Here is a 12841-nt window from a genome sequence, read left to right on the forward strand (position 1 = left end):
TTTTTAACCATAGCTACATTCTATGAATTTCTCAAACATTATATCCTGCCAACTTGTCTCATTATGTATTTCGATAAACCTTAACAGACTGACTTTTAGAGAGGGACTTACAGCACCGCTCGCTGAAAGATAAGCCAAGTATAAGTAAAGTATGTACTTGTACTTTAACTTGTGTTTCAGAAACCAGCCCATTTTATGTCATATATAGCAGCAAACTGGATGTGTCTGGTTAAAAATAAGGCACGTCATGAAATACGTGCCTTATCCAATGTAAATGGCAGCTTCTGTTAAGCGCCTTATTTATTATCTTCCGCTTCAGTTGCTTCTTTTGTTTCTGTCTCTTCTTTCGGAGCCGGAGCGCCTTCTACGCTGTTTTCCAGCAAGAAATCAATTGTTTTGCGAAGAACAAGCTCTTCACGCAGGCTGTCAAGAGATCCGTTGGAAGCCAAGATGTTACGGATTTCGTCGACAGGACGCTTATACGTCTCGGCCATATTTTCAAGTTCTTTATTGATTTCCTCTTCAGTTGCTTCAAGCTTCTCTTCTTTTGCAATTTGCTCAAGGACAAGGTTGTTGCGAACACGCTTCTTCGCATCATCTTGCATTTGAGCTTCCAAATCCTCTTTGGACTGGTTGGAGAAGCTGAGGAACATGTCAAGGTTCATGCCTTGCTGGCGAAGACGGTTGTCGAAATCACGCATCATGTTTTGAACTTCGGATTGAACCATCGATTCAGGGATGTCGACTTCAGCGTTTTCTGCCACTTTTTCAACAACTTCGTTCTCCTGAACACCCAAAGCTTCCTGCTCTTTGCGTTTCAGAATCTGCTGTTTCAGATCTTCCTTGTACTCATCAAGAGTATCGAATTCGCTAACGTCTTTAGCAAATTCGTCATCCAACTCAGGAAGCTGCTTACGCTTGATTTCATGTACTTTCACTTTAAAGACTGCTTTTTTGTTAGCAAGTTCCTCTGCATGGTACGTTTCAGGGAAAGTTACTTCAACGTCTTTGAAATCTCCAGTTCCCATTCCGATAACCTGATCTTCAAAGCCTGGGATAAATGTGTTGCTTCCAAGTTCGAGGGAATAACGCTCTGCTTGTCCACCTTCAAAAGGAACTCCGTCAATTGAACCGTCAAAGTCGATGACTACGATATCGCCGGAAGTTGCTGTGCCTTCGTCGATTACAATCAGTTCTGCATGACGTTCTTGAAGACGCTCAAGCTCCTGATTCAATTCCTCATCAGTAACTTCGGAAGTCACTGCCGCTACTTCAATACCTTTATACTCTCCCAGCTTCACTTCAGGTTTAACCGTTACTTTAGCTTTAAACTTGAACGTTTGGCCTTTGGAGAATTGCTCGATATCAATTTCCGGACGGTCTACCGGGAAGATGTCCGCTTGCTCAACAGCTTCGCTGTATACTTCTGGAAGCAGGATATCGATAGCATCCTGATAAAGGCTTTCTACACCATAACGCGCTTCAAAAATGGACCGAGGTACTCTACCTTTCCGGAAACCTGGTACACTTACTTGTTTAACTACTTTATTAAAAGCCTTGTCGAGGGCAGCCGTTACACGGTCTGATTCAACCTCAACTTCAAGAACACCAAGGTTCTTCTCTATTTTTTCCCAAGTTGCTTTCATTTATGCTTTCCCCTCCAAAAATTTCACGTGGTCGGCGCAGATTAATATATCACGACCGAATAACCACTATAGTATAAACAACATTAATTCCTTTTTCAAGGGCAAACCCTTATGGCTCCATACCGTAAGCGTTTCCCTTACCCGCTCAATCATCTACGTCTGCCGAGACAAATTGTTTAAGGGAACGATACGCACCTTCATACTTGAAACGCATCGTATCGGTAATTCCATAATAAGAACGGATTTCCTCCTCTTTCCGGTTCCCTTTCAAACTCTCTGACACAATATCATGGAGGGCAGCAGCCCATATATCCATTGTTGATTCTTCACCATCCAGCATGGAACGATAGGTTGCTGTACCGTAAATCGCCATAACAAATTGTGTCCACAGTTCCTGAGCAAAATAATATAGAGTCGGTTCGTGAATTTCTGTCTTCTCAGCCACACGCTCCAAAATTTTCATAATGGCATCCGGAAATTCGTTATGACTCAAAGGAACATGTTCAATCTCGATCTCAACGATTTCCTCGTCCCTCTGGATCGTTACTAGCCCTGACATCTCCCTGCGGCGTAAAGTTTGAAGCACACGGAATTGAAAAAGCGGATGAAGAGGCTGGTCCTTAAGCCATCCTGTTAAAGCCGCATCTACTTCGGGATGATCAAGATAAGCAAGCTGTTCCAGTGCAAGCACGGTTTGCTCCGTAAGCGGTCCGTTCATAACGGTATCAAGCAATTTATCCGCATAACCCGCATCCTGGGCAAGTTTGTCCTGAGCCATACGGCGAGCCATACTGGCTTCATCCTCAACACTCTCGTTACCTGATTCATCTGAATCAGGAGCGGATGATGGAAAAGCAGCTTCCAGCCATTCCAGCAGTGCTTGCCATTCTTCATAATTTCGCTCGTTCTGGCCCTGGCACTGAAGCAAAAACTGGAGGAGCTCCTTGGCCTCCCCGTAACGTTCGTTTTCGAGCATAACGGTGAGTTGAATCTGATAGTAATCAAGTGTATTCGGGAACAGGATGATGTTCTTCTCTTCTGGGGAGCTCGAGTCCTTTATAAGGACACCTCCTTTCTTTTCCGCTTTGATAATTGTAGATTATAGCATATCCCCTGGAAAGTTAAAAAACCGGAAAACCAAGAGAAAAAGCTGATAGTAATTAAACATAAAAATAATAAAGAACATAATGAAACCGTATATCTACAATATATAACACGATGCGGATGCGATTAATCGTTATTTTTTTGAATTTATATATTGAATTCACTTTTATCATATGGTATGATATTTCTTGCTTGAAAAAATCATGTCCCAGTAGCTCAGCTGGATAGAGCAACGGCCTTCTAAGCCGTCGGTCAGGGGTTCGAATCCCTTCTGGGACGCTTTAAGTTAAACCGCCATTGGGCGGTTTTTTTGCGTATTCCAGAAGGGGGAGAACCCCATATAGGGGTTCGTCGGAGCATAAGCTTCGTTAGCATTCACTTCGCAGTCGGCCTAAATAGGCCGTATCCCGAATTGGGACGCTTTTGAGTAAACCGCCATTGGGCGGTTTTTTTGCGTATTCCAGAAGGGGGAGAACCCCATATAGGGGTTCGTCGGAGCATAAGCTTCGTTAGCATTACTTCGCAGTCGGCCTAAATAGGCCGTATCCCGAATTGGGACGCTTTTGAGTAACCGCCATTCGGCGGTTTTTTGCGTATTCCAGAAGGGGGAGAACCCCAAAATAGGGGTTCGTCGAAGCATAAGCTACGATAGCATTACTTCGCAGTCGGCCTAAATAGGCTGTATCCCGAATTGGGACGCTTGAAGTAAACCGCCATTCGGCGGTTTTTTGCGTATTCCAGAAGGTAGTGCAGGTTCAGCAGAACATTGGCTTCAAAAAAAAGGCTGTCGATTTTCTCGACAGCCTCAAAAAGCATCCATTTAATTTTATCGACTATAAATTCTTCTAAGGTCATTAATATCGTTTTCGGTCGGCTTTGTAGTTCTGGTTAACCAATAGTTATTCATTATAGAATAATCCGACCTGTGATTCAGTTTTAATACATGTCCAATTTCATGTGTAGCCAAGGCTTCTAAATAAGAAGCGCTTCTCTGGCTGACTCTATTCCACTGAATGACCGTACCGCCTGTAACATTTGAACCATACGATTGCCACCATCCATATCCATCATAACCTCTGGCATAGCCTTCACCTAAAGTTATGGGGGCATTTTGTGATTGTGACAGCCAAACAACACCGGTATTATTCCAGTTTCGTATTGCATTTTCATAAGCCTGTACAAGAGCTGGAATATCCGTAGTAATTCTTACATTATATGAAACTAATGCTCGGTTGGGTTGAGTCGGTTGAGTCGGTTGAGTTGGCTGAGTTGGCTGACTGGCATCAGATGGATTTCCATTAATAAAAGCGGATGAAACATATTGCTTCACGCCATTTCTTTCATAAAAAAACCATCGATTATCAGGTGCATTTGTCCAATAGTCCTGAAACGAAGTGCCTGTTGTCCAGCCAGAAAATTGTACCCGCGTATTTGGATTTATCTGATCAACAATACGCGCGGTATCTGACGGCGCTGTGCGGACATTAACCAGGATCGGGGCGGATATCCCGCTAAATTGAATAGTATTCGATTCCGATGGCTCATTTTGTACTGTCTCAGGTGGATTCCCATTAATAAAAGCGGATGAAACATATTGCTTTACGCCATTTCTCTCATAAAAAAACCATCGGTTATCCGGTGCATTTGTCCAGTAGTTCTGAAACGAACTGCCTGTTGTCCAGCCAGAAAATTGTACACGCGTATTTGGATTTATCTGATCAACAATACGCGCGGTATCTGATGGCGCTGTGCGAACATTAACCGGGATTGGAGCGGATACGCCGTTAAAATCAGCGATATATTCCGATTGAGACTGTGCATTTGTCGAATTTACAAAATGACCGTTTACAATAATAGCCAATGTTACCGTAAGTAAAAATATTTTACGTAATGTTCTTTTTGACATTAAAACCTGTCTCCTTAATGAATTTTTAGTTCTCCAAGTTCAGTTTTCCATGGCAAAAAGGTCTCGTTGAAACGATTCGATACAACAGTATCTTCTTCTTCAGCTGCATTCGTTCAAGCGGCGACGTATCGCTTGCAAGTATGAGAATTTTGCAGCTGACATTCAACCATTTTGTTAGGTATACTAGTGTATGCCTTTATCTATAGTATCACCTCACTCGATTGCATCTCTTGAAGCACAAAATCACAAATAATTATAGCAGACAAAAATCTATTATTTAATAAATTAACAAAATATTAGAAAAGATAGAACATTACTACTATTACGATTGTTATTTTCGTCTGATTACATAGGTAGTAAGTTTTTACTAGAAAAAATAAAATCATCTATTTTAAAGGAGGAAAGATATAATGCCTTTATGGCTTATATATGCTTTGCTATCAGCAGTGACAGCTGCACTCGTATCGATTTTCGGAAAAATCGGGCTGCAAAATATAGATGCCAACTCTGCAACCGCCATCCGGGCGGTAATTATGGCTTTATTTTTACTCGGTGTTGTGGCCGTTCAGGGAAAGTTCGCTCAACTGGGTGAGATTTTAGTTCAGAAAAAAGCTTTAAGCTTTATCGTTCTGAGCGGTATTGCCGGTGCGTTATCGTGGCTATTTTACTTTTTGGCATTAAAATACGGAAAAGTATCACAGGTAGGTCCTATTGATAAACTAAGCGTTGTGATCGCAGTTATCCTGGCCTTCTTATTCCTCGGCGAGAAAATATCGTGGATCAACGCAGCTGGCGTAGCTTTCATCGCTATTGGAGCTCTTTTGGTAGCTGTAAAATAATCTTTTTTATGCGGATTACATACGGCTTTACATTGATCCTTTTCTTAGCGGTTGATTTTTAAAATAGTTTGGTTATAATATGTAACAATCGAAAAACAACTTCAATGATTGGGAGAGTACTGATCGAGCGTCTAGTTCAAGAGAGCCGGGAGAGTGGGAACCGGTACAGAATCGGTCACGAAGCGGACCCATGAGAAGGTCTTCTGAAACTACAAGTAGGAAGTCCCGGCTTACACCGTTATTGTATGAAAGTGGTTAAACCTGTGGTTTAGCAACAAGAGTGGTACCGCGAGCATAACAGTCCTCGTCTCTTTATGAGATGACGGGCTTTTTTTATTTTTAAGGAGGACTCAAAAAATGTTAAGTCAATTCATTATTACCAGCATCCAACAAGCGGTGCAGCACGTCGTGCTCTCAGTTCATGGAGAAGCTCTGCCGGCTGATCTTACGGTACAAATCGAGCAGCCTGCCAATATGGATCACGGCGATTATTCCACCAATATTTCGATGAAGCTCACCAAAACCCTCCGCAATGCACCCATACGTATTGCCGAGCAAATAAAAAGTCAGCTTGAACAAACTGAGTCTTTTGCAAAATTGATACCTCGTATCCAGGTTGTTCCGCCAGGTTTCATTAATTTTTATATCGATTGGTCCATATGGGCTCAAACGACATTTGAACTGCCTCCGGCCCCAGCGAAAAAGGTTGTTATTGAACATACCTCGATCAATCCAAACAAATCTGCACATATCGGTCACCTGAGAAATTCTTGTATCGGAGATACGCTCGTACGGTTAATGAAAAAAATCGGCTATGAAGTGGAGGTTCATAATTACATCGATGATCTGGGCAATCAATTAGCAGACACCGTCGTCGGTCTTCAGAACATTCCCTTATCGAAAGAACATATCCGTTTTGGAGATTATTGCTGGGATATTTACTCGGCAGTAAACAAGGTTTATCAAAAAGATCCGGAGCTGGTCAACCAAAGAAGCGAGGTGCTTCATGCACTCGAAGAAGGCAATCAGAATTTGTCCTGGATCGGGCATCTTGTAGCTGAAAAAATCGTACGTGAACATATCGAAGAAATGAAGCAATTCGGCATAGAGTATGATCTGCTCGTCTGGGAAAGCAATATCGTCAGAGAAGGATTTTGGGCTTCAGCGTTTGAATTGCTTAAGAAAACTTCCTTGTTTCATCAAGAGACAGAAGGCAAGCTGGCTGGCTGCTGGGTGTTAAAGCAAACCGATCAGGAATCCGGAGATGATCACGAAACCGAACACAGTGTCGATAAGGTGCTTGTTCGCTCCAACGGGATTTTAACTTATACTGCGAAGGATATAGCTTACCATCTCTGGAAATACGGCTTGCTGCAAAATGATTTTATGTACAAAAAGTTCGCAGGAGATCTATGGACAACCAGCTCTCATGGTGAGATGCATTCATTCGGTAAGGGTGACATGGTTATTAACGTGATTGATTATCGGCAGCAGTATCCGCAGGCGATGGTCAAGCAAGCGCTTGAAGGGTTAGGATTTACCAAAGAAGCCGAGAAACTTCGCCATGTCAGCTACGGCGTTGTATCCTTGAGCCCATCTGCCGCAGCCGACCTTGGAATGGACACATCGGATGGCAAAGCTTCTTATGCCATGTCCGGACGCCAAGGTATCGGCATCAAAATACCAGAGCTGATCGACGTGATGGAGAACATCATCGAAGAAGCCCGTTCCGATAAAGAGGGCTTGTCCAGCCGAGAGATCGCTACCGCTTCCATCCGTTACTATTTACTGCGTTTTGCTCTGCAAACTGAAGTGGTATTTGATATGAAGCAAGCAGCCGAAATATCCGGAAATACGGGTGTCTACTTACTCTATTCCTATGCCCGCGCATTGAGTGTACTAAATAAAGCCACTGACAAAGGCATGACGCCATTAATACCAACACAATTTCCTACTCTAGAAAAAGCGGAACATGCCTTGCTGAGACACATCAGCGCCTGGCAAGATGCACTCTATTCAGCGGATAAAGAACTATCGCCTAATTCGCTATGTAATTACGCATATGAGCTTGCCTCACTGTTTAATAACTTTTATGGAGCTTGTCCGATTCTCAAAGCGGAAGGTGACGTACTCCGTTTCCGTATATGGTTAACTTATGTTTTCAAGGAAACGCTAGGAGAAGCATTAGAGGTTCTTGGGCTGCCAACACCGAGCCGCATGTAAACCTCCCAAGTATACATGATCCAATTTAAAAGCCCCCGCTAAGCGGGGGCTTTTAAATAGCATTATCCATTATTGCAAACCTCGAATCGTCAATTTAACGCTGTAGCCCTGGTCTGTTTTAATTGCTTCCGCAATTGTCCAGTTCACAGCCAAAGCCAGTTTCAATCGATCCAGCTCTTCTTCCTTTAGTAAAAGCCCTTCAATAACCCCTTCACCAACTGTAAAATCAGTTTCCGAATTTAGATGAAAAGCTTCTTCCAGCCATATTTTCAAACCGTTTCTCGTATTAAATGTAATTCTGTAGCCTTCTGCCACAGCCTTTTCCAAATCCTCGCCATGCTCCTTTGCATAACTGAACAGCTCTGCATAGTTGAACCGGTTATTCTGAGCGACACGGAATGCTTCAACCTGACTCGAACGAACAGCCTGTAGTAGCTCCTCTTCCCCTAGCCCTGATCTTCTGGCATGTTCCAAAAGAATAGCGGTGTTCTGCGATATTTTCGTAAATGACATCAGCGATCTCTCCTTTATGTATGATATTTATCAAATGTATGATACTTATGAACTCATCAGTACGGTTCGGCAAAAGATACCGTGGCCCCGCGCCCTACCTCTTCCACTTCCTAATGATACTATTTAGTATAAGGCTTTTTAATTAAAATTGCAGTAGTTCGGGTTCTCACCTTCTGGAATACGCAAAAAAACCGCCCAATGGCGGTTTAACTTAAAGCGTCCCATTTCGGGATACGGCCTGATTAGGCCGACTGCGAAGTGTATGCTATCGTAGCTTATGCTTCGACGAACCCCTATTTTGGGGTTCTCACCTTCTGGAATACGCAAAAAAAAACGCCCAATGGCGGTTTATCCAAAGCGTCCCAATTCGGGATACGGCCTGCTTAGGCCGACTGCGAAGTGTACGCTATCGAAGTTTATGCTTCGACGAACCCCTATTTGGGGTTCTCACCTTCTGGAATACGCAAAAAACCGCCTAATGGCGGTTACTTCAAGCGTCCCAGAAGGGATTCGAACCCCTGACCGACGGCTTAGAAGGCCGTTGCTCTATCCAGCTGAGCTACTGGGACAAAACTATGTATAAGCAGTCATAAAACAATGACGAAATTTATTATATCGTATCTTCGCGGAAATTCAAAGAACTTTTTTGCGGGAACCATATGATTTTGAATCAGCTTGCAGCTAACAGGGTAATATGTATAACAAATAAAGATTGAAAGGAGAGACTCTATGCGGCAGTTACTTGCATCATTATCCTACTTCAGTATCTTTTTCGCACCGTTTATATTGCCAATTCTCGTTTGGATCCTCTCCAAAGATCATTATGTTGAAAAGCACGCTAAACGTGCCCTTGTCTCTCACCTTTTTCCTGTCATCGCAGCCATTGTGCTGATTATTTTGGCTATAAGCGCAGGTTCTTTTGGTGCAGTGATTGGATATTTGATCTTGTTCGGTATCATCTATTTCAGCGCATTTGTATACAATGTGGTCAAAGGAATTCAGGTACTCCGAGAGTATGCATAGCAAGATCATGCTCTTAATTTAAACTTTAAACCGGGTTATGGAAAAGGACCAGGCATAAAGCCAGGTCCTTTATTTAATGAGCACGCCATAATTAAAGAGACCATGCCCGTCAGCATGGTCTCTTTATTAATCTTAAGCGGTTATGGTGCGTTGCCTTCATAAAACCGTTCATTCAACTGCTGCTTCAATGTTCCATGAGATAAGAGCTGCTGTTTAAATTGGTCTCGTTCCTCTTCAGCTGTACCGATTGTAATATTTTCAAATGCAACATCCGTTGCATCCTCAAAAGCGGTATGCATACAGTTATCAAACCAATCGTGCTCAAGAGAGGCGTTACTGCGAACGACTTTCACTAATTCATACCCCCCGATCGGTGCCGATGGAGCCAAATAGGCCAATATTACGGTATCGGTTTCAGAAGAGGGGTGAACCTCAATCTCAGCACATGGTGTACCGTTTATTTGCGTCATACGTCGTATTGTTGCACTCTTAATCGAATACATAGGTAACCATTTCTCCTTTAGTGGTCAGTAAAATGGGGCAGCAGCCGAAGCTGCTCCATCTGATGCCTAGTTTCAGCTGTTCCCAGACGATAAATCGACATGTACACACGATCGAGTGAATTCTGAAACGGTGCGTTTGTACTCTCTTCAGGTGTATCCGGCCAAGGAAACATGTAACCCGGGAACGCCTCCTCTTCCTTTTCCTGCATTAAGTCCAGCTCTATTCTTACCTGATCTGCTTCTTCCGGCGTAGCCTCAATTTCCCACTCATAGGCGCTCTGTCCCTGCTCTTTCAAAACGGAACGACCATGAACGGAAACATAATATTTTGACTTGTCCATCACGCTATCACTCCTTCCAATCAAAATCGTCCTCCCTCATAGTTTTCGTTAAAGGACAGACATTTTATGCCTTGTTTCGGCATAATATCTGTATCACTTTTAATGACGTAAACAAAAGATCAGCGATGTCAATGACAAAGAGAGGATGAAAAGCCGTCATGTGCGGAATAACCGGATTTATTCAATGGAAAGGTGACTTAACGCAGGATTCGGAGCTGCTGGTTAGAATGACGGAGAGTATCGCACACCGTGGCCCAGATGGATCAGGCACCTGGATTTCTAACCCGTGCGCATTTGGTCACCGCAGGCTCAGTGTTATCGATCCGGAGAACGGTGCCCAACCTATGATCATCCAGCAAGAAGAAGAGGTCTACGCGATTGTATATAATGGAGAGTTATATAATGCGTCAGAACTGAAAGATGAACTGATCCGAAGAGGACACCGATTCAAAACAAAATGTGATACGGAAGTTCTTCTTGTCTCCTATATCGAATGGGGGCCCGACTGCCTGAATCGCTTAAACGGGATCTTCGCATTTGCCATTTGGGACAGTGTGAGGGAACAAGTATTTTTGGCAAGGGACCGAGTCGGGGTAAAGCCGTTATTTTACAGCTACGTTGATGGAACACTTATATTCGGCTCAGAGCCAAAAGCACTGTTGCAGCATCCAAAGGTAGAGCCTGTTGTTGGCCCCGAGGGCCTGGCCGAAGTGTTTATGATCGGTCCGGCAAGAACACCGGGGCATGGTGTTTACCGAAATGTATCGGAACTGAAGCCCGGGCAAGCGATGATCTTTCATCAGGGCGGCCTTCGGACCTATACATATTGGAAGCTTACGAGCAAACCGCACGAAGATGACCTGGAACAGACCACCTCCCATCTTCGTGAGCTGCTCTGCGACACAGTACAAAGACAGCTCATATCCGACGTTCCCGTCTGCTCGCTTCTGTCAGGGGGACTTGATTCCAGCGCCCTCTCCGCTATCGCTGTACAATACTATAAACGGACGGGGCAAAGTCAAATTCATACCTACTCCGTGGATTATGTTGATAACGATAGACATTTTAAATCCCACTCATTTCAGCCCGGGGCGGATACCCCCTGGATTAAGCGGATGCATGAAGAACTTGAAACGCAACATCACTGGATTGAATTCGATACGCCGGAGCTGATCGAAGCGCTGGATGAATCGACTCGAAAAAGAGATCTGCCAGGTATGGCCGATGTTGACGCCTCCTTGCTTTTGTTTTGCCAAGAGATCAAAAAGAAGGCCACTGTAGCTATTTCCGGTGAAGCTGCTGACGAAATATTCGGCGGATATCCCTGGTTTCATAAAGAAAAAATGCTGAATTCAGGAACATTCCCCTGGTCTGTTGCCCCGAAAATGCGGGCAGAATTGCTCTCCCCTGAAATCCGGGAATGGGTCCGTCCACATGATTATTTAGGTGACCGCTACAGCGAAGCCATCGCAGAAGTGCCGATCCTGAAGGGAGAAACCAGTGAACAATCTAAAATGCGTATGATGTCTTATCTTAATATTACCCGTTTCATGCCAACACTGCTTGACCGGAAAGACCGGATGAGCATGGGCGCTGGCTTGGAAGTACGCGTACCTTATACAGATCACAGACTGATTGAGTATGTATGGAATATTCCTTGGAGTATTAAAACAGCGGGCGACCGAGAGAAAGGCATACTAAGAAAAGCGCTGGAAGGTATATTGCCTGAAGATGTGCTGTACCGCAAAAAAAGCCCTTATCCAAAAACGCATAATCCGAACTATCTGACAGCCGTCAAGGAGCAGATCCTTTCCATTCTGGATGATCCTAGTTCCCCCATTATACCGCTTATAAACACTGCCAAAATCAGAGAGCTTGCTTCCTCTTCCGATGCATCCTCCAACCTGCCCTGGTTCGGGCAGCTGATGTCGGGACCCCAGTTGTTTGCATATCTGGCGCAGGTGAATTATTGGCTGAAAGATTACCATGTGACTATTCGATAAATGGTGTTTTTTATCTAATAAAAAAGGATATTTCCCATTCACACCTAAATGATTGGAAAATATCCTTTATGTATAGTAAGCGATAATTCGAAACCACCGCTTACATCAAACCAAGCATCTATTGCAGCTTCGCCACCAGTTGACGCAGCGCCGCGCCGCGATGGCTGATCGACTGCTTTTCTTCCAGCGTCAATTCAGCCATTGTTTTTTCAAATTCAGGAACATAAAATAACGGATCGTAGCCGAAGCCTCCACATCCTGCCGGGTTTGAAGTAATCCATCCGTCCACCGTTCCTTTTGTCTCTATCAATTGTCCTGTCGCCGGATCATACAATACCAGAACGCAGACGAACTGTGCTGGACTAAGCAGCGGCTGCTCCGTATCTTCTCCAAGACGCAGTTCTTCAAGCTCAGAAAGGAGTTTTCGGTTGTTATCCTCATCCGCTCCATGCTCGCCGGCATAGCGTGCAGAGTAAACCCCAGGTTCTCCGTTTAACGCCTCCACGCATAGACCTGAGTCATCAGCGAGAACAGGCATCCCCAGCGAATCCCCGACCGTTCTGGCTTTTTTCATCGCATTTTCGGAAAAAGACTGTCCGTCCTCTACGACGTCCGGAATTTCAGGGTAATCAAACATGCTGACCACTTTTTTACCAAGAGGTGCAAAGGCGTGTGAAAATTCTTTGATTTTACCTTGGTTTCGTGTTGCAACAATGATAACGTCTCCCTGCAAATTCATG

At 44.0% G+C, this 12841-nt stretch carries 11 protein-coding genes, 2 tRNA genes and 1 other annotated feature; of the genes, 5 read left to right on the forward strand and 8 right to left on the reverse strand.

Features of this window, described 5'->3' with window-relative positions; translation table 11 throughout:
• Positions 1 to 296: 296 nt before the first annotated feature.
• Both tig and C8268_RS15670 read right to left on the reverse strand, forming a co-directional pair.
• A complete protein-coding gene (gene tig, locus C8268_RS15665) occupies positions 297 to 1646 on the reverse strand; it encodes a trigger factor (RefSeq protein WP_106768533.1) in 1350 nt (449 codons plus the stop codon).
• Between the two features lie 145 nt (positions 1647 to 1791).
• A complete protein-coding gene (locus C8268_RS15670) occupies positions 1792 to 2622 on the reverse strand; it encodes a hypothetical protein (RefSeq protein ID WP_106768534.1) in 831 nt (276 codons plus the stop codon).
• A 333-nt stretch (positions 2623 to 2955) separates the two neighbouring features.
• On the opposite strand from C8268_RS15670, the gene C8268_RS15675 reads away from it, so the two are divergent.
• Positions 2956 to 3029: transfer RNA gene (locus C8268_RS15675), tRNA-Arg, on the forward strand.
• Between the two features lie 547 nt (positions 3030 to 3576).
• Here the strand turns inward: C8268_RS15675 and C8268_RS15680 are convergent.
• Positions 3577 to 4656 (reverse strand): matrixin family metalloprotease, encoded by a 1080-nt coding sequence (locus C8268_RS15680; protein WP_106768535.1) that lies wholly within the window; start codon positions 4654 to 4656, stop codon positions 3577 to 3579.
• A gap of 410 nt (positions 4657 to 5066) precedes the next feature.
• Between C8268_RS15680 and C8268_RS15685 the strand changes: the two genes are divergently transcribed.
• The gene (locus C8268_RS15685) at positions 5067 to 5495 is read left to right on the forward strand and encodes an EamA family transporter (protein WP_106768536.1); all 429 of its coding nucleotides are present in this window, start codon (positions 5067 to 5069) and stop codon (positions 5493 to 5495) included.
• 95 nt (positions 5496 to 5590) lie between these two features.
• Positions 5591 to 5810: a binding site (T-box leader), on the forward strand.
• 42 nt (positions 5811 to 5852) lie between these two features.
• Entirely contained in the window at positions 5853 to 7718 is a 1866-nt protein-coding gene (locus C8268_RS15690; protein WP_106768537.1) for an arginine--tRNA ligase, read from the forward strand.
• Between the two features lie 69 nt (positions 7719 to 7787).
• Here the strand turns inward: C8268_RS15690 and C8268_RS15695 are convergent, their stop codons facing one another.
• A complete protein-coding gene (locus C8268_RS15695) occupies positions 7788 to 8231 on the reverse strand; it encodes a hypothetical protein (protein ID WP_106768538.1) in 444 nt (147 codons plus the stop codon).
• A gap of 495 nt (positions 8232 to 8726) precedes the next feature.
• Positions 8727 to 8800 (reverse strand) — tRNA-Arg (locus C8268_RS15700).
• A gap of 160 nt (positions 8801 to 8960) precedes the next feature.
• Here C8268_RS15700 and C8268_RS15705 point away from each other — a divergent pair.
• Complete coding sequence (locus C8268_RS15705; protein ID WP_106768539.1) at positions 8961 to 9254, forward strand: magnetosome magnetite crystal formation protein family; 294 nt, start codon at positions 8961 to 8963, stop codon at positions 9252 to 9254.
• 140 nt (positions 9255 to 9394) lie between these two features.
• Here C8268_RS15705 and C8268_RS15710 read toward each other — a convergent pair whose 3' ends face one another.
• Together C8268_RS15710 and C8268_RS15715 are read right to left on the reverse strand one after the other, a co-directional pair.
• Positions 9395 to 9757 (reverse strand): hypothetical protein, encoded by a 363-nt coding sequence (locus C8268_RS15710; protein ID WP_106768540.1) that lies wholly within the window; start codon positions 9755 to 9757, stop codon positions 9395 to 9397.
• 17 nt (positions 9758 to 9774) lie between these two features.
• Positions 9775 to 10098, reverse strand: a complete 324-nt coding sequence (locus C8268_RS15715; RefSeq protein WP_106768541.1) for a hypothetical protein — start codon at positions 10096 to 10098, stop codon at positions 9775 to 9777.
• Between the two features lie 158 nt (positions 10099 to 10256).
• On the opposite strand from C8268_RS15715, the gene asnB reads away from it, so the two are divergent.
• Positions 10257 to 12101 (forward strand): asparagine synthase (glutamine-hydrolyzing), encoded by a 1845-nt coding sequence (gene asnB / locus C8268_RS15720; RefSeq protein WP_106768542.1) that lies wholly within the window; start codon positions 10257 to 10259, stop codon positions 12099 to 12101.
• Between the two features lie 118 nt (positions 12102 to 12219).
• Here the strand turns inward: asnB and C8268_RS15725 are convergent, their stop codons facing one another.
• The gene (locus C8268_RS15725) at positions 12220 to 12840 is read right to left on the reverse strand and encodes an XTP/dITP diphosphatase (RefSeq protein WP_106768543.1); all 621 of its coding nucleotides are present in this window, start codon (positions 12838 to 12840) and stop codon (positions 12220 to 12222) included.
• Position 12841: the final 1 nt, after the last annotated feature.

This window comes from Paenibacillus faecalis (assembly GCF_900289175.1).
Classification (GTDB): Bacteria; Bacillota; Bacilli; order Paenibacillales; family Paenibacillaceae; genus Paenibacillus_AQ; species Paenibacillus_AQ faecalis.